The following is a 22,569-nucleotide window of genomic DNA, read 5'->3' as shown; positions in this document are numbered from 1 at the left end:
GGGGAGGGAGAAGTTCAGCACGGTGACACTTCAGGAACAGAAATGACCAGACCCGCCCCCATTCCCGTTTCTGTCGTGGGAATATCTCCAGCGCCCGGCTCGCTGGCTGACGACGTCGCTGTCGTGCAGCTGCCAGCCAGCACCGGGCACAATCATGCGGATGGTGAGAACTGTGTTGCCTGCGCGGGCCAGACCGATGTGCGCACCCAGCTTTTCAACCTGCTCGAAATGCACAAACTCGGCTTTTTGCCTGCATTTTCGAAGGTCGTGGTCGATGCCAGTCTGGTAACCGATATCGAACGCGTCCGGGCAGCACTGGCCGGAAAGCTCCCGGCGACGGCCTTGCGCGACCATGAAGTTGCGCGCCGGTTTGTGTTGGTGGAGGGGTAACGGCCCCACCATGTCATTCCCGCGAAAGCGGGAACTCGGTTTGCTTCTGGCCAGCGCTAACGGAGGTCCCCGCTTTCGCGGGGATGATCTTGTGAGCGTAGGGAGATCACTGCTCCACGCTCAGGGGTAGCGCACCAACTGCGTATCGCCCCGCAAATATAGCGGGTGTTTTGGCGAGCCGTCGGCGTTTGTGCCGAAGCACCAGAGCTCGACCCCGTCGCTGCGAAGCGCCTCGACCAGTTCGCGGCCGGCGGGGGCCAGCGCCTTGTTGAGCTTGCCGTGGCAGAGCACCACCCTGCCCGCTCCCGCGGCCGCCGCGCGGATGGCCGGGAGATTGGCGGCTGAGACCGCGACGACGCCGGGCGCGACCAGCATTTTCGGGTCGGTGGCGCGATAGTCGCCGACATTGCATTTCACCATGGCCGAAAACCCCTCGCGGCGCGCGAAAGTCCATTCGCGGGCGCAGGTCGGATCGTCCACGCTCGCGTCGGCGGTGGACGGGTTCATCCCGACAAAGAGGATGTAGTTCTCGGGGAAGGTCTCCCCGAGCCAGCGGCGCATGATCTGGCGATAGCGCCCGTCGGCGCTCATCACCGCGTCGCCGTGTACCCCTTCGGCAAGACGCAGGCGCACCTTGCCGCCGGGATCGTGCAAATCTGAACTCATGCCGTGAGATCGCTCGGCGGGGTGAGGCCATTGATGAGGCTGGCGGTGGTGATGGTGTTTGCGAGGAGGCAGGCAATGGTCATCGGACCGACGCCGCCCGGGACCGGGGTGATGGCGCCGGCATTTTCCGCCGCGGACGAGAACTCGACATCGCCCACGAGACGCGTCTTGCCCTCGCCCTTTTCCGGAGCGGGAACGCGATTTATGCCGACATCGATGACCACGGCGCCCGGCTTGATCCAGTCGCCCTTGATCATTTCCGGACGGCCGACGGCCGCCACGACGATATCGGCCTGACGGACGACATCGGCAAGGTTCTGGGTGCGCGAATGCGCGATTGTGACGGTGCAATTGTCACGCAACAGCAGCTGCATCATCGGCTTGCCGACAAGATTGGAGCGCCCGATGATGACGGCGTTCTTGCCCTCGAGCGAGCCGAGCTGGTCGCGCAGGAGCATTAGGCACCCGAGCGGAGTGCACGAGACGGGGCCCGGCAGCCCGATCTGCACCTTGCCGACATTGGCGGGGGTGAAGCAGTCCACGTCCTTGGCCGGATCGATGGCTTCGATGACCTTGTTGGGATCGATATGCTTGGGCACCGGCATCTGCACGAGAATGCCGTGCACGGCCGGATCGGCATTGAGCTTGTGCACCAGGGCCAGAAGGTCGGCCTCGGAGACATTTTCGGGCAATTCGTGCTTATACGAGTTCATGCCCACTTCGGCGGTCTGCTTGGCCTTGTTGGACACATAGACCTGGCTGGCAGGGTCATGACCGACAATGACGACGGCAAGGCCGGGCGTTATATTGTGGTCGCGCTTCAGGCGCGCGACATGACCGGCGATCGCTCTGCGAAGATTTTCAGCGAAAGCTTTGCCATCGATGATTTTTGCGGTCATATCGGCCTCGTTTTGCTTGCATGGAAGCGCGGGAAGGGTCCGGCGTTTTCGGGTTTCGACATAAGGGATGCTGGATGATCCGTCCATTGCTTTGGCTGCCGCTGGCAGCTGTTTTGCTGTCAGGTTCGGCTCTTGCGCAGGATGCGGCGCTGGAAAAGCAGGCACGCAAGTTGCACGCGCTGGCGGGCGGAGAGATGTGCAACGAGGATATCAGTGGCTGGGAAGACGAGGATTTCGCCTCCTGGGAGCTGACCTATCAGCCGAGCTACAGCGACGACGCACCTGCAGAGACCGTGACGCTGGTGCGGCTGTTCTGCTTTGCGGGCGCCTATAACATCACCCACAATTATTACATCCAGACCGAGTTCGAGGGGCTCCGCCCGCTGGCGCTCGCCGAGCCGGACTATGACGTAGAATACGAGAATGACGATTTCGAAGGCGCGGTAGAAGGCATCACCGTGACCGGAATGACGGCGACGCTTTCGTTGGTCAATTCCGATTTCGATCCGGACACCGCCACGCTCTCCTCCTATTCGAAATGGCGGGGAATAGGGGATGCGAGCTCGTCTGGCACCTGGGTGTTCGATGACGGACGCTTCGTGCTGGCGCGGTACGAGGTCGATGCGAGTTATGATGGCGAAGTGAACCCCGAGACCATCGTGGACTACGCCAAGCCCTAGGAGGGTAAAGTGGCCACCCAGAAGACCCGGCCGGATACCGGCACAGTCGAGGATTTCCTCGCGCAGTTGGACGACCCGGCAAAAATTGCGGACAGCCAGGCGCTGATCGGCCTGATGCAGGAAGTATCCGGGGAAGCGCCGGTTCTCTGGGGGACCATGATCGGCTTCGGCCACTATCATTACCGCTATGCCAGCGGCCATGAAGGGGATTCCATGTTGATCGGATTTGCCCCGCGCAAGGCCGAATTCAGCATCTATCTCATGGGTATTTACCTGCCGGAGGCTGAAACCCGGCGGGATGAATTGCTGTCCCGCCTGGGCAAGCACCGAATGGGCAAGGCCTGCCTCTATGTGAAGCGGATGAGCGACATCGACCTCGATATGCTTCGCGCGCTGGCGGAAATTTCGGTCGCGACCCTCCGGGCCACATATCCCCAAAAATAAAGGCCGCCCGACATCTCTGTCGGACGGCCTTTGGGTGGGATTCGGCCCGCCGCGCTGTTGAGGGCTTGGGGGACAAGCGGCGGACCGTAATCCCGCTCACCGGTGCATGGGTCGTTTGCGTATCCGATGAACTGGATATGAAGATGGGCGCAAATTGCGGCAACAAAAGTACGGCTCACCGAAGTGTGAAGCTCTGCTGACGCCTCGTTGGCGGTCGCGTTGAGAAGGCGTCATGGGCCCCCTATAGTGATGCGGAGCGCCGCTGCGATTCCAGCGGCAGGACCGGTGGTGCAACCGGCAGAAGAGGACGAGCATGACGATCATAAGCCCCCCGCGACTCGAGACGCAGTCCTTCACTGACCCCGAGGCCGCATGGGCCCATATCGCTCATATCTACCGCCGCAATTGCGATTTCATCCGCGGCCATCTGCAGGCGCTCGCACAGGGAGTGATCCCCGAGGGCCGGGTTCGTGCCTATTACCCGCAGGTGGAGGTGCGCTCGACCAGCTATTCGCGCCATGAAAGCACCCTGCCCTATGGGTATCTGCATACGCCGGGCATCTACCGCACGACGGTGACGGCGCCCGACCTGTTCCGCACATATTTTCAGGATCAGTTCGCCGTGCTGCTGAGCAATCATGGCGGCACGATCGATATCGGGGAGTCGGAAACGCCGATCCCACTGCACTTCGCCCTGCCCCCGCATGAACATGTGGATGGCGCCGCTCTCAACGCCCTGCACATTCCCCTGCGCGACGTGTTCGACGCACCGGATCTGGCGCACACGGACGACGAGATCGCCAATGGCACCTATGTGCCGCCGCGCGGCGGACCCTACCCGCTGTCCGCTTTCACCGCGCCCCGCGTCGACTACTCGCTGTTCCGGCTCGCGCACTATACCGGCACCGGAGCCGAGCATTTCCAGAATTTCGTGATCTTCACGAACTACCAGTTTTACATCGACGAATTCTGCCGCGTCGCCAAGCATTGGATGAGCGAAGGCCATCCACACTACAGCCGCTTCATCGAGCCGGGCAATGTGGCGACCGACAACATGCTGACCGGTGGTGGCACGACGGGCGAACCGCCGCCGCGCACACCGCAGATGCCGGCCTACCATCTGGTGGCTGAAAAGGGCCGCGGCATCACCATGGTCAATATCGGCGTGGGGCCGGCCAACGCCAAGACCATCACCGACCACATCGCCGTGCTGCGCCCCCATGCCTGGATCATGCTTGGCCATTGCGCAGGCCTCAGGAACAGCCAGGAGCTCGGCGACTATGTGTTGGCCCACGCCTATGTGCGCGAGGACCATGTGCTCGACGCCGATTTGCCGCTGACCGTGCCTGTGCCGGCGCTGGCCGAAGTGCAGGTGGCGCTCGAACAGGCGGTGGAGGAGATCACCCAGACCGAGGGGATCGAGACCAAGAAGATCATGCGTACCGGCACGGTCGCAACCTTCGACAACCGCAATTGGGAATTGCGCGACCAGACCGAGATCGTGCGCCAGCTGAGCCAATCCCGCGCGGTGGCACTGGACATGGAAAGCGCCACCATCGCTGCCAACGGTTTCAGGTTCCGCGTGCCCTACGGCACGCTTCTCTGCGTCTCCGACAAGCCGCTGCATGGCGAATTGAAACTGCCCGGCATGGCCTCGGACTTTTATCGTACCCAGGTCAATCGGCATCTGCAGATCGGGCTGCGGGCGATGGAAATCTTGCGCGACCAGCCGGCGGAGCGGCTGCACTCGCGCAAACTGCGCAGCTTTGCGGAGACGGCGTTCCAGTAACGCGTCCTCCCACTTCTCAGATATGGGCCGCAAGGGGCTTGCTTCAAGCCCCGCGGCCCCGTGTATGTAATGTGTCTCTTCAGCGAGGAAGGAGACATCATGTATGCACGCGAACAATCGCCCGATGCGGTTTTCTACCACGGGAGCAAGGCCGATCTGGCGGTCGGCGACTTGATGCTTCCCGGCTACAAATCCAATTTCGGCGCTCGCAAACCGGCCTCCTGGATCTATTTCACCGCGACGCTGGAGGCGGCCATCTGGGGCGCCGAACTGGCGGCCGGAGACGGAAGGGAGCGCATCTATATCGTCCGCCCCATGGGGCCGTTCGTCGATGATCCCAACCTCACAGACCAGAAGTTCCCGGGGAACCCGACACAGTCCTATCGGAGCCAGCAGCCGCTCGAAATCGTCGGCGAAGTAGAGAGCTGGACCGGCCACAATCCGGCTCAGCTGCAGGCGATGCGAGACAGTGTCGAGCGTTTGCGGCAGGCCGGCGTCGAGGCGATCGACTGATCGAGGGCCGCCTCGGCTGCGCTGACGACCTGGATTTCCGGCATAAAAAAACTCCGTTGGGGCCGAGCCCAACGGAGATCGCTTCGGCAGTGGGCCCATGCGAGCCAGGGCCGATCCGACTCAGTCGCGGCCGAGCAGCACCTTCCAGATGATGGCGCCCAGCGCAGCACCGGCGAGCGGGGCTGCGATAAAGACCCAGACCTGTCCCATGGCGCCGTTATCGGCAAAGATCGCCGCGGCGATGGAGCGGGCGGGATTGACCGAGGTATTGCTGACCGGGATCGAGATCAGATGGATCAGCGTCAGGCCGAGGCCGATGGCGATCGGCGCAAAGCCGACCGGAGCATTGCCGTGAGTCGAGCCGAGAATGATCATCATGAAGAATGCCGTCAGCACGATTTCGGCGACGATGACCGAAGTCAGGTTGAAGCCATGCGGAGAGAACTCCCCGAAGCCGTTGGAGGCAAAGCCACCCGGAGCGAAATCGGCAACGCCGGAGGCGATCAGGAAGAGGACGAGGCCACCGGCCGAACCGCCGATGATCTGGGCGGCGCTGTAGGGGATCACATCCTTGAAGTCGAAGCGGCCGGCGATGGCCATGCCCAGCGAAACGGCCGGATTGAAATGCCCGCCCGAAATGTGCCCAACGGCATAGGCCATGGTCAGGACGGTGAGGCCGAAGGCCAGAGAGACGCCGGCATAGCCAATGCCCAGCTCAGGAATGCCGGCAGCCAGCACCGCAGACCCGCAGCCGCCAAAAACCAGCCAGAATGTACCAAAAGCTTCTGCAGATAGACGCTTCATGACCCCGAAGACTCCTTAGGGTAATCGTTAACCTGCGTTAGCTATCACCAATTCTTGATCCGGAGTACAGGGCTGTCGGCGTCAATCCATAGGATTGGGCGCTTTGACGCGCCCCATGGCGATGAGCGCGCGCAACGATTCCTGCACCGCCTCAAGGCTGGTATAGCGCGGCGCATAGCCGAGACGCTGACGGCTCTTTTGGATCGAATGGCATGAACTGCGGATGACATGCCCCCGCGTGTTTTCGCGGGCATCCTCCGGCAGAGCGGCGAGCCATGCCTCGAGTGGCTGGTATCCGATGTCAGGCACCTGGCCAAACCAGCGATAAACGGCCTCCGCATAGCCGCGCAGGGTGACCGCCTGTTCGGACACGGTGTTGAAGACCTCGCCAAGCGACGGCGCCCTGTTCTCGATGGCACAGACGATCCACTGCGCCACATCGTCCGCGTGCACGTGATGAACGGTTTCGAGCCCATTATTGGGCAGCACCAGCCGCTCGCCGCGGGCAATGAGCGAAAAAGTCTCCGGGTCCGCATTGCCCTGCGGCGTGATGGGGTTCCAGCCCTCGCCAACGATATGGCCGGGACGGAAGCAGGTGGCAGGAAAACCGTTCACCCGCGCTTCGCGCATCAGAAAAGCCTCGCTATCGGCCTTGCCCTGGCCGTAGCTGTCGATGGGATTGGGCGGCTCGACTTCGGTCGACGGGATCGTCGTCAGCCGGCCATAAACCCAGATCGAACTGCAAAAGAGGTAGTGCTCGATCTTGCCGCGCAAGGCTTCGACGATGTGCCGCGTGCTGTCGAGATCAAAGGCGATCATGTCGACGACAATGTCGGGCTGCAGGTCGGCGATCCTCTGGCCGAACTGCCCGGCCTTCTCCTCGGCCACACGATCGAGCGCCACCTGCCCAATTCCGTCCCAGGCATGGTGCGGCCGATATGGCTTTGCTGCGCCGCGGCTGACATTGACGACCTCATGGCCCAGCGCAACCAGCCGTGGCACGAGATAACTGCCGACATGCCCGCTACCACCAATCACTACGATCCTGGACATGGAATTCCTCCTCCTCTTTCCCATCATGGCTAGCAGGATTCGGCACAAAAAAGCCCGGTGTCTCCACCGGGCCCTTTTTTCATATTGTCGGCGGGATCAGCGGCCCTTGACCACCGAGTAGCCGGCGTAGCGGGCCGAGGTGCCCAGCTGCTCTTCGATGCGGATCAGCTGGTTGTACTTGGCCATGCGATCCGAACGCGACAGCGAGCCGGTCTTGATCTGACCGCAGTTGAGCGCCACGGCGAGGTCGGCAATGGTCGAGTCCTCGGTTTCGCCCGAACGGTGCGACATGACCGAGGTGTAGCCGGCGCGGTGCGCGGTCTCGACGGCGTCGAGCGTCTCGGACAGCGAGCCGATCTGGTTGACCTTGACGAGGATCGAGTTGGCGACGCCCATCTTGATGCCCGATACGAGGCGCTGGGTGTTGGTGACGAAAAGATCGTCGCCCACGAGCTGCACGCGCTTGCCGATGGCTTCGGTCAGGGCCTTCCAGCCATCCCAGTCGTCCTCGGCCATGCCGTCTTCGATGGTGATGATCGGGTAGCGATTGGCCAGATCTTCGAGGAAGCGGACATTTTCGTCCGAGGAGAGCGACTTGCCTTCGCCGACCATCTCGTACTTGCCGTTCTTGTAATATTCGGTGGCGGCGCAGTCGAGGCCGAGGAACACGTCCTCGCCGGGCTTGTAGCCGGCCTTTTCGATCGAGCGCATGATGAAGCCGAGCGCTTCATCGGCCGAACCGAGATTGGGGGCAAAGCCGCCTTCGTCGCCGACATTGGTGTTGTGGCCTTCGGCGGAGAGACCCTTCTTGAGGGTGTGGAAGATTTCCGAGCCGATGCGGATGGCGTCGGCAATGGTTTCGGCGCCGGCGGGCAGGATCATGAATTCCTGCATGTCGATCGGGTTGTCGGCATGCTCGCCGCCATTGATGATGTTCATCATCGGCACCGGCAGGACATGGGCGTTCGGTCCGCCGATATAGCGGTAGAACGGCAGCTCGCTCGACTCGGCGGCGGCCTTGGCAACGGCCAGCGACACGCCGAGGATGGCGTTGGCGCCGAGACGGCTCTTGTTGGGGGTGCCGTCGAGTTCGATCATGGCGGCGTCGACTGCGAGCTGGTCGAGGCCATCAAGACCTTCGATTTCTTCGGCGATGACCGTGTTGACGTTCTCGACCGCCTCGGTGACGCCCTTGCCGTTATAGAGCTTGCCGCCGTCGCGCAGCTCTACCGCCTCGTGGGCGCCTGTGGACGCACCGGAGGGAACGGCCGCGCGGCCGAAGCTGCCATCGTCCAGAACGACATCGACTTCGACGGTGGGGTTGCCGCGGCTGTCATAGATCTGGCGACCCAAGACGTGAATGATAGACGACATAGAAAAAGCCCTTCCCAGCGATGTTTTGGACGGTGTGCGCCACTCCTAGACGGAGAGTATGACAAGGAAAAGAGGGCGCGTGAAATTTAATGGCCGTGGACCGGTTTCCCAGCAAGTTCCGGACCTGTAACGTTGCAAAAAACCGGAGGAATCAATATGCCGCTCGTAAAGCAAGTCGCCCATACCTGCATCTTTGCTCGTGACCTCGACGCCGTGGAGGCGTTTTACCGCGATGTCATCGGCGTGGCGCCCAAGTTCGACTTCAAGCGCGGCGAAAACCGCATCGGCTTCTATCTCGATTTCGGCAATCGGACCTTTGTGGAAGTGTTCCTCAAGGGCGAGAGCCGGTTCGACGAGACCAACCAGATCAATCACATCTGCTTTGAAACGGACGACCTCGACGGGTTCATCGCCCATGTGCGCAGCAAGGGCGTCGACATCACCGACAAGAAGCTGGGCGTCGACCACACCTGGCAGTCCTGGCTCGCCGACCCGAGCGGGGTCAAGCTCGAGATTTTCCAGTACACCGCGGACTCGATGCAGTTCGGACCCGACGGGGTGGAATGCCAGGTGAACTGGTAATCCGCGGAAATGCCGGACTGGCGCCTCTTTCCTGCGGGTCATTCCCGCGCACGCGGGAACCTCCGTTCAATCTCACCAAGATCAAACGGAGGTCCCCGCCTTCGCGGGGATGACATCGGGCAAAAACTGATCTGGCGCACTTTGTGTGACAGCCCCCGGTCCAAGCCGTCCCATCCAGGGGGCGGTTAGATAGGGGGATGTTGGCCATCGCATCTGCAAACAAAAAAGGCGGGGATCCCAAGGGATCTCCGCCTTTCACTTATGAGCGATTGGCGCCCGCTTATTCGGCGCTCTGGCGGATAAAGCCGAAGGCGACGAGCGTGATCACGGCCGCGATGATCATGTAGTAGCCGACCGTGTGCAGGCCATAGGTCGAAGCCAGCCAGGTGGCGATATAGGGCGCGAACGATGCGCCGAAGATGCCGCCGAGGTTGAAGGTCAGCGAGGCGCCGGTATAGCGCACCGCAGTCGGGAACGGTGCGGCGAGCGCCGTGCCGAGCGGGCCATAGGTCATGCCCATCAAGGCAAAGCCGATGCAGAGGAACCCCAGCACGCCGATGACATTGCCCGAGCCCAGCAGGGGCGAGAGGATGAGCCCGAAGATGGCGATGCTGATCGACACCCCCACCATGACGCGGCGCATGCCGAACTTGTCGGCGAGCACGGCTGCGATGGGAATAAAGATGCCGAAGAACACCACGCCCACCATCTGCAGCACGAGGAATTCCTCGCGGCCATAGCCCAGCGCACCCGTGCCATAGCTGAGCGAGAAGACGGTCATGATGTAGAACAGCACGAAGGTCGCCAGTGCCGCCATGGTCCCGAGCAGAAGGCTCATCTTGTGCGAGCGGAACACGTCCACAAAGGGCACCTCGACGCGCTCGGACTTCTCGATGGCCTTGGCGAATTCAGGCGTCTCGGTGATCTTGAGGCGGATGAACAGCCCGAAGATGACGAGGACCGCGCTGGCGAGGAACGGCACGCGCCAGCCCCAGCTCATGAACGCCTCATCACCAAGGAAATGGGCGAGGACAAGGAAGATGGTGGTGGCGAGGAAAAAGCCAACCGGCGCCCCCAGCTGCGGGAACATGCCATACCAGGCCTTCTTGCCCTCGGGCGCGTTTTCGGTGGCGAGCAGAACCGCCCCGCCCCATTCGCCGCCGAGGCCAAGCCCCTGCCCCAACCGGCAGAGCGCCAGGAGCAACGGCGCGAAAATGCCGATCTGCCCGTAAGTGGGCAGAACGCCGATGAGAACCGTGGAGATGCCCATGGTGAGCAATGCCGCCACAAGGGTCGCCTTGCGGCCAACCTTGTCGCCAAAATGGCCGAAGAAAGCTGCGCCGATCGGCCGGGCGAGGAAGGCAATGGCGAACGTTGCCAGCGAGCTCAACAGGGCCGAGTTCGTGTCCGTGGACGGAAAGAACAGCTGGGGGAAAACGATGACCGCCGCGGTCGCGTAGATGTAGAAATCGAAGAACTCGATCGTGGTGCCGATCATGCTGGCGGCGAGCACACGGCGCGCGGAATTGGCGGGCGGTGCCGAAGCAGGCGAAACTGTAGCGGTGCTCATGGTAATCCGGGGAACCTGACTATGGGCAGGCCAGCGCACCCCCATCCCGAAATACCGCGCCGTGCCTATAGCGGGCGGGAGTACCGCACGGTACGGCTGTGTGCAAGGCTTTTTGGCCCGCTTTCGAGCGCCCCAGACGAACGGATTGTTCAGTCCTCGCGCTTGTGCCCGTCGATATGTCTATCGGCCTTCGATTTTTCGGCTTCGAGCTTTTGGCGCTCTGCCTTGGTGCGCCCAAACTTTATGCGATTGGCCTCGGCGGTCGCGTCCTTCTCGGTACGCGCCTTGGCTTTCCGGGCTTTGGAGAGGGAGAGAATCTCGGCCATGCTGGTCTCGCTTTTGCCGTTCAGGCTGTTGGACCGATCATATCCCGGCCAAGGGGGAGATGAAATCGCCTGTAGTCGGGAAATGTCGCGACAGGAGTAAATCCCAGCCGACGCAGCAGGTTTTGGCTTGGTGTGTTCCCGTGGGTAACCCCGGCATAGATATCCGAGGCCACAAGGCCCGAGCGGGCGAACGCAATAACGGCCCGGAGGGAAGCGGACGCGTTGCCCTGCCCGGCGGCATGTTCGGACAGCCAGTAGCCGACGCTGTAGCGGGGCGGCTCCACGCCGATCAGGTCCACCCTGCCGATCAGCGAATGATCGAGAAAGATGCCGAAGCGCCATGTTCGGCCATCCCTCTTGGACAGCTCATCCGCCAGACTGTCGGCGGACATGTCTACCAGCTCTCGGTAATCGCCGTGGCGGGTCAAATGCCGGGAATTGCGCAGGACCAGCTCGCGCAGGACTGGCGCATCGGCGCCGGTCAGGAACCGGAGGCGGAGACCGGCTTTGGCAGTCTCAAGCGAGAGGGCCGAGTGCGGATCTTCGCTCCCCGGCCCTGCCCTTGTCATGGTCGCGGTCCCTTAGACCAGCCGGCTCTGGTCCATCGCGGCGGCGATGAAGCTGGTGAAGAGCGGATGCGGCTCGAACGGCTTGGACTTGAGTTCCGGGTGGAACTGCACGCCGATGAACCACGGGTGATCCGTGCGCTCGACGATTTCCGGCAGCTTGCCATCGGGCGACACGCCGGAGAACAGGAGGCCATTCTTCTCAAGCAGCTTGCGGTAATCCATGTTCACCTCATAGCGGTGACGATGGCGCTCGGTGATGCGGGTGGAGCCATAGATGTCGGCAACCCGCGAACCGCGCACCAGCTGGGCTGGATAGGCGCCGAGGCGCAGCGTGCCGCCGAGATTGCCTTCCGTTTCGCGCTTTTCGGTCTCGTTGCCCTTGACCCACTCGGTCATCATGCCAACGATCGGCTCCTTGGTCGGGCCGAATTCTGTGGAAGAAGCGTTCTTGATGCCGGCCGTGTTGCGGGCGGCCTCGATGCAGGCCATCTGCATGCCAAAGCAGATGCCGAAATAGGGCACGTCCTTGATGCGGGCGAAGCGGGCCGCCTCGATCTTGCCGGCCGAACCGCGCTCACCAAAGCCACCGGGCACGAGGATGCCATGGACATGCTCGAGATAGGGCGCCGGCTCGTCGCGCTCGAAGACTTCGGAATCGATCCACTGCAGATTGACCTTCACTTTGTTGGCGATGCCGCCATGGGTGAGCGCTTCCGACAGCGATTTGTAGGCGTCCTTGAGGCCGGTATATTTGCCCACGATGGCGATGTTCACTTCGCCTTCGGGGTTGTGGTAGCGGCGCGAGACTTCTTCCCAGGCGGTCAAATCGGGCGTCGGCGCATCGGTGATGCCGAAGGCGGCGAGGATTTCGCGATCCAGCCCTTCCTTGTGGTAGGCAACCGGCACGTCATAGATCGAAGCCACGTCGAGGCCCTGGATAACGGCGCTTTCGCGGACGTTGCAGAAGAGGCTGAGCTTCTTCTTTTCGCCATCCGGGATCGGACGGTCGCAGCGGACAAGCAGCACGTCGGGCGCGATGCCGATCGAGCGCAGTTCCTTGACCGAGTGCTGGGTTGGCTTGGTCTTCAATTCGCCGGCCGAGGGAATATACGGCATCAGCGTCAGATGGAGATAGGCCACCTGGCCACGCGGCAACTCGTTGCCGAGCTGGCGGATGGCTTCGAAGAACGGCAGTCCTTCGATATCGCCAACCGTGCCACCGATCTCGACGAGGACGAAATCAAAGTCCTCATTGCCGTCGAGCACGAACGCCTTGATGGCGTCGGTAACATGCGGGATCACCTGCACCGTCGCGCCCAAAAACTCGCCCTTGCGCTCTTTCGAGAGCAGGTCCGAATAGATGCGGCCCGAGGTGATATTGTCGCGCTTGTTGGCGGCACGACCCGTGAAGCGCTCATAGTGCCCCAGGTCGAGATCGGTCTCCGCACCGTCATCGGTGACGAAGACTTCGCCGTGCTGAGTCGGCGACATGGTGCCGGGATCGACATTGAGATAGGGGTCGAGCTTCCTCAGGCGGACTTTATAGCCGCGAGCCTGGAGCACAGCGCCAAGAGCCGCCGATGCCAGGCCTTTGCCAAGAGAGGAGACCACGCCTCCGGTGATGAAAACGTACCGAGCCATGGGCGATCACCATACATCAAAACAGATTCGATTCGCAGGGCGCGATTGCGCACTACACAAAAGAAGAAGGGGATGTTTCCATCCCCTTTTCGGCTTCGCCTTTCGGCGGGTTAGTTGCCGGGCGACGGGGCCGGCGTTTGATTTGTCGTCTCGGGCGCCGCCGCGGCAGGTGCTTCGGCCGGAGCCTCGGGAACCGGAAGATCGCCGGCGCCGGAGGCTGCGGGAGCAGCAGGGGTCGGCGGAGCGACGGGCAGCGGCAGGTCGGAAGTCGAATCGCCCTGCAGTGCGTTCAGTGCGTCGAGCACATTGCCCGGCGCGGCGCCGTCCTGCGTCGTCGTCGCCCGATCGAGAATGGATGTCGTGCTGCGATCGAGTTCACTCAGGATCGTCAGCCCGATTGCAGTCGCGAAGAAGAGGGTCGCCAGGATAGCGGTCGTGCGGGTGAGAAGGTTGGCAGATCCACGCGCCGTCACCAGGCCGCCGCCGCCGCCACCACCGATACCGAGCGCACCACCTTCGGAACGCTGGATCAGGATCACGGCAATCAGCGCCAAAACGATCAGCAGATAGGCAACAATCAGTACGTTCGCCATAGGTTTTCGTCTTCGCGTCAGTCAAGAGTTGGCGGCGTCATACACGCCTAAAACGGCAAATGCCAGACCGTTGCGGCGAAATTCGCCGCAACTGCGCCCTGCAATCGGCTCATACCGCGGAGATAATGGTGTAGAAGTCCTTTGCCAAGAGGCTGGCGCCCCCGACAAGCCCGCCATTGACGTTTTCTATCGAGAGGATGTCGCGGGCGTTCACGGGCTTGAGCGAACCACCATAAAGAATGCGAATCTGGGCGCCCCGCTCACCAAAACGCTCGACCAGGCGATCCCGGATCGCGGCGTGCATCTGGCGGATATCCTCATTGCTGGGCGTACGGCCCGTGCCGATGGCCCAGATGGGTTCATAGGCCACGATCACTTCGTGCTGACCGGCGGCTTCCGGCACGGACGCAGCCAATTGCGCTGCAACCACGCTCTCGGCCTGTCCCGCATCGCGCTCGGCCTCGGTTTCCCCAACGCAAATGATCGGCTTGAGCCCGGCGCCGATGGCCGCCTCGGCCTTGGCGCGCACGATATCGTCAGTCTCGTGATGATCGGCGCGGCGCTCGGAATGCCCCACGATGACAAACTGCGCGCCCACATCGGCCAGCATGCCGGCCGAAATTTCGCCCGTATGCGCACCCGAAGCTTCCACATGGCAATTTTGTCCGCCCGCCATGATGCCGCTGGACGCGCCCTGCGCGGCGACGGCGGCAAGCAATGTTGCAGGAGGACAAACCACGACAACCGCCCGCGGAGCCTCGCCCATGGTGAGCAGCTGGGCGAGCGCGGAAAGCTCCTCCAGCGAACTCGTAAGGCCGTTCATCTTCCAATTTCCGGCGATTAGCGGTGAGATGGTCGTCAATCTTGCTACTCCTGCCTCTTGCGCGCGGAAGGGCTTTGCCCTAACCCCGGCTGTCGAAAAGTCTTACTAGTCCGGGTGGTCCTGTGGGTAAAGCCCACGCCCCCATAAACTGGAACGTGTGAAATGCTCGATGGTTTGCGTGTCTTTGCAAAATCCTGGCCAGGAAAGATCATGGGCGCGTTCCTCCTGGTCGGCGTGGCCGGCTTCGGCATCAACAATGTGATCGCCGATCTGGGCAGCAATACCGTTGCCCGCGTCGGTGACGAAGAGATCACCTCGCGCCAGTTCCTGCGGGCCTATCAGAGCCAGATCAGCCGCTTCGCCAACCAGATCGGCCGCGTGCCGACCATGAGCGAAGCCGAATCCCTCGGCCTGCCCACTGCAGTGCTGCTGGGCCTGTCCGAGGGCGCGGCGATGGATCAGCTCGCCAGCCAGATGGGTCTTGGCGTGTCCGAGGACAAGCTGGGCCAGATGTTGCGCGCCGATCCGTCCTTCCAGGGCACACTCGGCAATTTCGACCCCTCCTCGTTCAAGCAGGTGCTGCAGGCCAGCGGCTGGACCGAGGCCGAATATTTCCAGGCGCGCGGCAATGAGGCCAAGCGCGAGCAATTGCTGCGCACCCTCTTCACCGAAGACGCCCTGCCCGAAGTGGCGGCCCAGCTGATCAACAATTACGGCGCCAGCCAGCGCTCGATCGAGTACATCACGCTAAGCGAGACCAATATCGAGACGCCTGCTGCGCCGACCGAGGCGGAACTGGCGGCCTATCTCGCCGAGCACCAGGCCGAATACCGCACCGTCGAAACCCGCCGCGTGCAGATGCTCGATCTGTCCATTCCCGCGCTCGCCGCCGCCAAGACGGTCGACGAAGCTGCCATTGTTGCCGAATATGAGCGCACCAAGGACAGCCTCACCACGCCCGAGCGCCGGACCATCCAGCAGGTCGTGCTGTCGACGCCCGAGCAGCAGGCCGCTTTTGACGCCGGTATCGCGGCCGGCACCGACTTTGCCACGCTCCTCGCCGACAATGGCCTGACCGCCACCACGATCGGCACGCTGACACGCGATCAGGTGACGGACAGCGTCCTCGCAAACAGCGCCTTTTCCTTGCCCGAGAATGGCATTGCCGTCATCGACGGTGTCGCCGGTCGCCGTGCCATCCATGTTTCCGCTATCGAACCGTCGGGGCAGCCAACCCTCGAGGAAGCGCGCGAGAACATCGCGGCGCGCCTCGCAGCAACCGAAGCTCGCAGCGAAATCAACGAGATACTCGACCAGGTTGAAGAGCTTCGTGCAGCCTTCCGTCCCCTTTCGGAGATCGCTGGCCGGTTCAAGCTCGACCTCTATGAGGCCGAAGTCACCTCCGGTGGCGTCGAACTCAGCATCCTGCCCAATCTGACGCCGGAAGATCGCCCGCGTGTCACCCAGGCCATTTTCCGTGCGACCGAAGGCCAGCTGACGCCGTCCCTGCCGATGGCCGGTAGTGCGCATCTGTTCTTCGAACTGCTTGCCATCGAGCCCGCCCGCGACCAGACATTGGACGAAGTGCGCGACATCATCACCGCTGCAATGGTCGAAGAACGCACCAACAATGCGATCCTGGCCGAGGCCGAGGCGATCGTTTCCCGCATCAAGGGCGGCGAGACCATTGCCGACGTAGCGACCTCGCTCAATCTCTTCCCGCAGATTTCGACGCCCTTCACCCGCTTTGGCTCGGAAGACGGCAGCATCGACAATGTGGTCGCCCAGGAGGCCTTTAACGGCGGTCCGGACCATGTCGGCTCGGTCGTCAGCGGCACGGGCGAGTTCTACGTCTTCCAGGTGGTAGACAACACGCCTGCTGGCGAAACCCTCGACGACGAGACGGTCGCGTCGCTTTCGAGTGAAGCGCGCGCCGGGCTTTACAGCGAATTCGTCTCCGCCATGCGGGACGATGTGGGCCTGCGCATCAACCAGCAGGCACTGACACAGCTGCTGACCCTCAATTACGGCCAGTAACACTCCTAAACTTAACCGGAACCAGACACGATGGGCGACGACTTTTCCAAGCGCTTTGCAGAGCAATACCAGGCCGGCAAATCGCAGATCGTCTGGCGTCGCATCGTGGCTGATCTGGAAACGCCCATCGGCACCTATCTCAAGCTCGCCCAGGGCCGGACGCATTCTTTCCTTCTGGAAAGCGTGCAGGACGGGACGACACGCGGGCGCTATTCGATCATCGGCCTCCTGCCCGACCTCATCCTCAAGGTGGAAGACGGCAAGGCCCTGATCAACCGGTCGGCCCAGATTGCGCCGGATGCCTTCGAGCAAGTCGATGCCATGCCGCTCGACGCGCTGCGCGCCCTGGTGGCGGAAAGCAAGATCGACATGCCCGAGGGGCTGCCGCCCCAGTCTGCAGGCATCTACGGCTATCTCGGCTACGAGATGGTGCGGTACATGGAAGTGCTGCCCACCGACAAGCCGGACGAGATGGGCACGCCCGAGGCGGTGCTCATGCGTCCCTCGCTTCTGGCCGTGTTCGACACGGTCAAGGACGAGCTCTATCTCACGGCGCCCGCCTATGTGCGGGACGGCGTCTCGGCCCGTCAGGCGCAGGAAGCGGCGGAAGCACGGATCGATGACGCCATCGCCCGGCTCGGCCAGGCTATGCCGGCAACGGCCGCCCTGCCCGATCTCGAGGCCATCAATGTTACCAGCAACACCAGCCGCGACGACTATTTCGGCATGGTGGCCAAGGCCAAGGACTACATCACCGCCGGCGATATTTTCCAGGTCGTCCTGAGCCAGCGCTTCTCGGCCGACTTCACCCTGCCGCCGACCGCGCTCTACCGCGCCCTGCGCCGGACCAACCCCAGCCCCTACATGTATTTCCTCGACTTCGGCGGCTTTGCCGTGGCGGGATCGAGCCCGGAAATCCTGGTGCGGGTGCAGGATGGCGACGTGACCATCCGTCCCATCGCCGGCACCCGCAAGCGCGGCGCGACGCCGACCCGCGACAAGGAACTGGCCGAGGAACTGCTCAGCGATCCCAAGGAACTGGCCGAACACCTCATGCTGCTCGATCTCGGGCGCAACGATGTCGGCCGTGTCGCCAAGACGGGGACCGTCAAAGTCACCGACAAGTTCTTCCTCGAATATTATTCGCACGTCATGCACATCGTTTCCAACGTGGTTGGTGTGCTCGATCCGCAATATGACTTCGTCGACGCGCTCTCGGCAGGCTTTCCGGCCGGCACCGTTTCGGGCGCCCCGAAGGTGCGGGCGATGGAGATCATCGACGAGCTCGAAAAGTCACGCCGCGGCATCTATGGCGGTTGCGTAGGCTATTTTGGCGCCGACGGGACGATGGACACCTGCATCGTGCTGCGCACCGGCATCGTCAAGGACGGCAAGCTCTATGTGCAGTCCGGCGCCGGCATCGTCGCCGACAGCGTGCCCGACCTCGAGCAGCTCGAATGCGAGAACAAGGCACGCGCCCTTTTCAGCGCCGCCGAAGAAGCGCTACGCTATGCTGGCGAGGCAGGAGTGGGGCAATGAGCGCTTTGAACACACACAATGTCATTCCCGCGAAAGCGGGGACCTCCGTTTTTCGATGGCGAGGTCAACTCTGAAACAGAGGTTCCCGCGTTCGCGGGAATGACCCCGTGGTTAGAAAACAGGCCAGAAATGACCAAGACCCTCGTCATCGATAATTACGACAGCTTTACCTACAATCTCGTCCACTTCTTGGGCGAGCTGGGCGCGGAAATGACCGTGCGCCGCAATGATAAGATCACCCTCGAAGAGATCGCCGCCATGGCGCCCGAGGCCATCGTCCTGTCGCCCGGCCCCTGCACGCCCAACGAGGCCGGCATCTGCCTTGCCGTGATCGACCGCTTCAAGGCCGAAATCCCGATCCTCGGCGTCTGCCTCGGCCATCAGGCCATCGGCCAGGCCCTGGGCGGCGACGTTATCCGCGCGCCGCATCTCGTGCATGGCAAGACCAGCAAGATCAACCACACCGGCAAGGGCCTCTTCCGCGGCCTCAACGCCGGCTTTGAAGCGACGCGCTACCACAGCCTCATCGTCAGACGCGAAACCCTGCCCGATACGCTCGAAGTGACGGCCACGACTGACGACGGCCTCATCATGGGCATGCAGCACAAGACCCTGCCAGTCCACGGCGTGCAGTTTCACCCTGAGAGCATCGCCAGCGAAAACGGCCACGCGCTTCTGCAGAATTTCCTCAACATCGCCCGCGACTTCACCGGAAAGAAGGCCGCCTGATGGATATCAAGCAAGCCCTCCACAAGATCTCCGAGCGCCGTGACCTAACCGGCGAGGAAATGCGCGGCGTCATGCGCATCATCATGTCCGGCGAGGCCACGCCCAGCCAGATCGGCGCCTTCCTCATGGGCATGCGTCTCAAGGGCGAAAGCGTCGGTGAAATCGCCGCTGCCGTCTCGATCATGCGCGAAAAGATGATCCCGGTCGACGCCCCCGAAGACGCTGTCGACATCGTCGGCACCGGCGGCGACGGCGTCGGTACGCTGAACATTTCGACGGCCGCCTCGATCCTCGTCGCCTCCATGGGCGTGCCCGTGGCCAAGCATGGCAACCGCGCGCTGTCGTCGAAATCCGGTTCGTCGCAGGCCCTCGAAGCCCTGGGCGTAAAACTCGACCTCGACCCGCCCGGTATCGCCAGGACGATCCGCGAGGCCAATATCGGCTTCATGTTCGCGCCCTCCCATCACCCGGCGATGAAATATGTCGGCCCCACGCGCACCGAACTGGGCGTGCGCACCATGTTCAATCTGCTCGGTCCACAGTCCAACCCGGCCAGCGTTCGCCGCTATGTGCTGGGCGTCTACGACCAGCAATGGGTGGAGCCGGTTGCCGCCGCGCTCCTCGCCAACCGGGCCATCAAGGCCTGGGTTGTGCACGGCAGCGATGGTCTCGACGAGCTCACCGTCACCGGCCCCAGCTTTGTCGCCCAGATCGCCAATGGCGACCTCCGCAGCTTCGAGGTAACCCCCGAAGAAGCCGGTCTAAAGCGTTATGAACTCAAGGACATTCTCGGCGGCACCCCCGAAGAGAACGCCCAGGCCATTCACGACCTCTTCGACGGCGCACCGGGCGGGTATCGCGACATCGTGCTGCTCAACGCCGCCGCGGCCCTCATCGTCGCCGAGCGCGCCACCTCTCTCAAGGAAGGCGCCGAAATGGCCGCTGCCGCGCTCGATAGCGGCGCCGCAAAGCACACCCTGGCCAAGTTGGTGGCCGTTTCCAACGGACAAACTTCATGACCGATATTCTCAAGCAGATCGAAGCCTATAAGCGCGAGGAAATCGCCGCCGCCAAGGCCGCCCGCCCATGGGCCGAAGTGGTGGCCGCCGCCCACGACCAGCCTGCCCCGCGCGGCTTTCTCAACGCCATCAAGGCCAAGCGCGCCGCTGGCGACTATGCCCTCATCGCCGAAGTGAAAAAGGCCAGCCCCTCCAAGGGCCTGATCCGCGCCGATTTCAACCCCGCCCAGATTGCCAGGGATTATGAGACCGCGGGCGCCGCCTGCCTCTCCGTCCTCACCGATCGCCCGAGCTTTCAGGGCTCGCCCGACTATCTCAAAGAGGCTCGCGCCGCCACCAATCTGCCGGCCCTGCGCAAGGATTTCCTCTTCGAGACCTATCAGGTCGCCGAGGCCCGCGCCTGGGGCGCCGACTGCATTCTTATCATTCTCGCCGCCGTCGATGACGAGATGGCCCGCTACCTTCTCGATTCCGCCAAGGAATGGGGCATGGATGCGCTGGTCGAAGTCCACGACCGCGAGGAAATGGACCGCGCCCTGGCACTGGATGCGGAATTCATCGGCATCAACAACCGCAATCTGCGCACCTTCGAAACTTCGCTGGACACCTCCATCGCGCTCGCCACCGGCCTGCCGGACCATGTTACCCTGGTCAGCGAGAGCGGGATCATGACCCACGAGCATGTCCGCATGCTGGAGGAGAAAGCCGGAATCGGCACCTTCCTCGTCGGCGAAAGCCTGATGCGCCAGGACGATGTTGTCGCGGCCACGCGTACCCTGCTCCACGGCGCCAGCGTGGCAGCCCTCTGATGAGCGACCAGCGCCTCACCCACCTCGATGCCAAGGGACAGGCCCATATCGTCGATATCGGCGAAAAGGCCGTCACCAGGCGTCGGGCCGTGGCGCAGGCGCGCCTCACCGGCGAGGCAGAAACCATCGCCACCATCATGGGCGGGAGCCTCCAAAAAGGCGACGCCCTCGCCGTCGCCCGCATTGCCGGGATCATGGCCGCCAAGAAAACCTCCGAACTGATCCCGCTCTGCCATCCCATTCCACTGACCAAGGTCAGCGTCGAGATCGAGCGCGATGGCGAAGCCACCATCTTCATTCTCGCCACGGCCGAAACCACTGGGCAGACCGGGGTGGAGATGGAAGCCCTCGTCGCCGCTTCGACCGCTGCGCTGACCCTTTACGACATGGCCAAGGCCATCGACCGGGCAATGGTCGTGACCGATATGTGCCTCGTCGAAAAATCCGGCGGAAAATCCGGCGATTTCCGGCGCGCGCCATGAGCCTGCTGCCGGTCGAAGACGCCCTCGCCGCCATTCTGGCCCGCGTGCCCGAGATCGTGCCCGAAACGGTCGACCTCTCGGCCGCCGCCGGACGCGTTCTCGCCGCCCCGATCATCGCCCAGCACGACCAACCACCCTTCGACGCCAGCGCCATGGACGGCTATGCCCTCCGCGCCGCCGATGTGGCGCCCGATCAATGGCTCGACGTCGTCGGCACCTCACAGGCCGGCGCCGGTTTTGCCGGGTCGGTTGGCCCCTGCCAGGCCATCCGCATCTTCACCGGCGCGCCCGTCCCGCCCGGCGCCGATATGGTCATCATGCAGGAAGAGGCCATCCGCGAAGGTGACAGGGTGCGCTTCACCGCCCCTGCCCGCCTCGGCCACTCCATTCGTCCCCGCGGCAATGATTTCACCACCGGCGACACCCTCGTCGAGCCCGGCACGCGCCTTCTGCCCATGCAGATCGCTGTCGCCGCTGCGGCCAATTGCGGCTCGCTTGCCGTCGCCCGCCGCCCGCGCATCGCGCTTCTCGCCACCGGCGATGAACTCGTCATCCCCGGCACGCCGCTTGGCCCGGACCAGATCGTCGCCTCCAACAGTTTTGGCCTTGCGCCGCTCTTCGCGCCCTATGCCGACCAGATAGCAAATCTCGGCATCGTGCCCGACCGGGTCGACCTGCTCCGCGGTACACTCGCCCTCGCCTTCGCTGACGAACCCGATATTCTCGTCACCACTGGCGGCGCCAGCGTCGGCGAGCATGATCTCGTGCAGGATGTCCTCAAAGATCTGGGCGTGACCCTCGATTTCTGGCGCATCAATATGCGCCCGGGCAAGCCGCTGATGTTCGGCACGCGCGGAAAAACCCTGGTTTTCGGCCTGCCCGGCAATCCCGTCTCGGCGATGGTCACGGCCATCGTCTTCATCCTCCCGGCCCTGCGCCGCTGGCTGGGCCAGGCGGAGCCGCACTTCTGGCGCCTGCCCCTCCTCGCGCCGACGCCGCCCAACAGCGCCCGCCGCCATTTCATGCGCGCCCATCTGGTGCACACGGAAACCGGCCCGGCTCTGATGCCGAGTGCCCAGACCGATAGCGGCCATACCTCGTCCCTCGCGCAGGCAGACATGTTGATCGTCCAGCCCGAACATGATCCCGGTCAGCCCATCGGCGCGCTGGTCGACGCCCTCCCCATAAACTAGAGCCACTTTTTAGGGACTCTTGCAGAACATAGACGGAACGCGTAT

General features: G+C 63.0%; 24 protein-coding genes. 13 read left to right on the top strand and 11 right to left on the bottom strand.

Features of this window, described 5'->3' with window-relative positions; translation table 11 throughout:
- Positions 1–42 precede the first annotated feature (42 nt).
- Entirely contained in the window at positions 43–390 is a 348-nt protein-coding gene (locus tag N0P34_RS10545) for a hypothetical protein (protein ID WP_275603208.1), read from the top strand.
- Between the two features lie 120 nt (positions 391–510).
- Here the strand turns inward: N0P34_RS10545 and N0P34_RS10540 are convergent, their stop codons facing one another.
- Positions 511–1,056: a DUF1643 domain-containing protein gene (locus tag N0P34_RS10540; protein WP_275603207.1), complete on the bottom strand. Its 546-nt coding sequence runs from the start codon at positions 1,054–1,056 to the stop codon at positions 511–513.
- Positions 1,053–1,955, bottom strand: coding sequence for a bifunctional methylenetetrahydrofolate dehydrogenase/methenyltetrahydrofolate cyclohydrolase FolD (gene folD / locus N0P34_RS10535; protein WP_275603206.1), 903 nt, complete (start codon positions 1,953–1,955; stop codon positions 1,053–1,055). The genes N0P34_RS10540 and folD overlap by 4 nt, the downstream gene beginning before the upstream one ends.
- Before the next feature lie 74 nt (positions 1,956–2,029).
- On the opposite strand from folD, the gene N0P34_RS10530 reads away from it, so the two are divergent.
- From N0P34_RS10530 to arr, 4 genes are all read left to right on the top strand, one after another.
- Positions 2,030–2,635: a DUF1176 domain-containing protein gene (locus N0P34_RS10530; RefSeq protein WP_275603205.1), complete on the top strand. Its 606-nt coding sequence runs from the start codon at positions 2,030–2,032 to the stop codon at positions 2,633–2,635.
- Positions 2,636–2,644: 9 nt separating this feature from the next.
- The gene (locus N0P34_RS10525) at positions 2,645–3,079 is read left to right on the top strand and encodes a DUF1801 domain-containing protein (protein WP_275603204.1); all 435 of its coding nucleotides are present in this window, start codon (positions 2,645–2,647) and stop codon (positions 3,077–3,079) included.
- A gap of 313 nt (positions 3,080–3,392) precedes the next feature.
- The gene (locus tag N0P34_RS10520) at positions 3,393–4,868 is read left to right on the top strand and encodes an AMP nucleosidase (RefSeq protein ID WP_275603203.1); all 1,476 of its coding nucleotides are present in this window, start codon (positions 3,393–3,395) and stop codon (positions 4,866–4,868) included.
- 99 nt (positions 4,869–4,967) lie between these two features.
- On the top strand, positions 4,968–5,381 hold the full coding sequence (arr, locus tag N0P34_RS10515; RefSeq protein WP_275603202.1) for an NAD(+)--rifampin ADP-ribosyltransferase: 414 nt from the start codon (positions 4,968–4,970) through the stop codon (positions 5,379–5,381).
- Positions 5,382–5,501: 120 nt separating this feature from the next.
- On the opposite strand, the gene aqpZ is transcribed toward arr, so the two are convergent.
- From aqpZ to eno, 3 genes are all read right to left on the bottom strand, one after another.
- A complete protein-coding gene (gene aqpZ, locus N0P34_RS10510; protein ID WP_275603201.1) occupies positions 5,502–6,185 on the bottom strand; it encodes an aquaporin Z in 684 nt (227 codons plus the stop codon).
- Between the two features lie 81 nt (positions 6,186–6,266).
- Positions 6,267–7,238, bottom strand: coding sequence for an NAD-dependent epimerase/dehydratase family protein (locus N0P34_RS10505; protein ID WP_275603200.1), 972 nt, complete (start codon positions 7,236–7,238; stop codon positions 6,267–6,269).
- A 96-nt stretch (positions 7,239–7,334) separates the two neighbouring features.
- Entirely contained in the window at positions 7,335–8,612 is a 1,278-nt protein-coding gene (gene eno / locus N0P34_RS10500) for a phosphopyruvate hydratase (RefSeq protein ID WP_275603199.1), read from the bottom strand.
- Between the two features lie 156 nt (positions 8,613–8,768).
- Between eno and N0P34_RS10495 the strand changes: the two genes are divergently transcribed.
- A complete protein-coding gene (locus N0P34_RS10495; RefSeq protein WP_275603198.1) occupies positions 8,769–9,194 on the top strand; it encodes a VOC family protein in 426 nt (141 codons plus the stop codon).
- Positions 9,195–9,474: 280 nt separating this feature from the next.
- Here N0P34_RS10495 and N0P34_RS10490 read toward each other — a convergent pair whose 3' ends face one another.
- The 6 genes from N0P34_RS10490 to tpiA all read right to left on the bottom strand — a co-directional run bounded on the left by N0P34_RS10490 (position 9,475) and on the right by tpiA (position 14,755).
- Entirely contained in the window at positions 9,475–10,764 is a 1,290-nt protein-coding gene (locus N0P34_RS10490; RefSeq protein WP_275603197.1) for an MFS transporter, read from the bottom strand.
- 149 nt (positions 10,765–10,913) lie between these two features.
- Positions 10,914–11,090: a DUF4169 family protein gene (locus N0P34_RS10485; protein WP_275603196.1), complete on the bottom strand. Its 177-nt coding sequence runs from the start codon at positions 11,088–11,090 to the stop codon at positions 10,914–10,916.
- 20 nt (positions 11,091–11,110) lie between these two features.
- Positions 11,111–11,659: a GNAT family N-acetyltransferase gene (locus N0P34_RS10480; protein ID WP_275603195.1), complete on the bottom strand. Its 549-nt coding sequence runs from the start codon at positions 11,657–11,659 to the stop codon at positions 11,111–11,113.
- A gap of 12 nt (positions 11,660–11,671) precedes the next feature.
- The gene (locus tag N0P34_RS10475) at positions 11,672–13,300 is read right to left on the bottom strand and encodes a CTP synthase (RefSeq protein WP_275603194.1); all 1,629 of its coding nucleotides are present in this window, start codon (positions 13,298–13,300) and stop codon (positions 11,672–11,674) included.
- Between the two features lie 110 nt (positions 13,301–13,410).
- A complete protein-coding gene (gene secG / locus N0P34_RS10470; protein WP_275603193.1) occupies positions 13,411–13,893 on the bottom strand; it encodes a preprotein translocase subunit SecG in 483 nt (160 codons plus the stop codon).
- Between the two features lie 109 nt (positions 13,894–14,002).
- On the bottom strand, positions 14,003–14,755 hold the full coding sequence (tpiA, locus tag N0P34_RS10465; RefSeq protein WP_275603192.1) for a triose-phosphate isomerase: 753 nt from the start codon (positions 14,753–14,755) through the stop codon (positions 14,003–14,005).
- 123 nt (positions 14,756–14,878) lie between these two features.
- Between tpiA and N0P34_RS10460 the strand changes: the two genes are divergently transcribed.
- The 7 genes from N0P34_RS10460 (at position 14,879) to glp (ending at position 22,524) form a co-directional block, all read left to right on the top strand.
- Complete coding sequence (locus N0P34_RS10460) at positions 14,879–16,753, top strand: peptidylprolyl isomerase (RefSeq protein ID WP_275603191.1); 1,875 nt, start codon at positions 14,879–14,881, stop codon at positions 16,751–16,753.
- Between the two features lie 30 nt (positions 16,754–16,783).
- Positions 16,784–18,292 carry an anthranilate synthase component I gene (gene trpE / locus N0P34_RS10455; protein ID WP_275603190.1) on the top strand — a complete coding sequence of 503 codons (1,509 nt, stop codon included), beginning with the start codon at positions 16,784–16,786 and terminating at the stop codon, positions 18,290–18,292.
- Between the two features lie 129 nt (positions 18,293–18,421).
- Positions 18,422–19,021, top strand: a complete 600-nt coding sequence (locus N0P34_RS10450) for an aminodeoxychorismate/anthranilate synthase component II (RefSeq protein WP_275603189.1) — start codon at positions 18,422–18,424, stop codon at positions 19,019–19,021.
- Positions 19,021–20,040, top strand: a complete 1,020-nt coding sequence (gene trpD / locus N0P34_RS10445) for an anthranilate phosphoribosyltransferase (protein ID WP_275603188.1) — start codon at positions 19,021–19,023, stop codon at positions 20,038–20,040. Before N0P34_RS10450 ends, trpD begins: the two co-directional genes overlap by 1 nt.
- The gene (gene trpC / locus N0P34_RS10440; RefSeq protein WP_275603187.1) at positions 20,037–20,849 is read left to right on the top strand and encodes an indole-3-glycerol phosphate synthase TrpC; all 813 of its coding nucleotides are present in this window, start codon (positions 20,037–20,039) and stop codon (positions 20,847–20,849) included. The genes trpD and trpC overlap by 4 nt, the downstream gene beginning before the upstream one ends.
- Entirely contained in the window at positions 20,849–21,331 is a 483-nt protein-coding gene (moaC, locus tag N0P34_RS10435) for a cyclic pyranopterin monophosphate synthase MoaC (protein WP_275603186.1), read from the top strand. Before trpC ends, moaC begins: the two co-directional genes overlap by 1 nt.
- Positions 21,328–22,524 (top strand): gephyrin-like molybdotransferase Glp, encoded by a 1,197-nt coding sequence (glp, locus tag N0P34_RS10430; RefSeq protein WP_275603185.1) that lies wholly within the window; start codon positions 21,328–21,330, stop codon positions 22,522–22,524. The genes moaC and glp overlap by 4 nt, the downstream gene beginning before the upstream one ends.
- The last annotated feature ends 45 nt before the right edge of the window (positions 22,525–22,569 follow it).

The sequence above is a fragment of the Devosia sp. FJ2-5-3 genome, from assembly GCF_029201545.1.
Lineage (GTDB): Bacteria > Pseudomonadota > Alphaproteobacteria > Rhizobiales > Devosiaceae > Devosia.
Note: the sequence above shows the minus strand (reverse complement) of the source record. Positions and strands in the feature narration are given on the sequence as shown.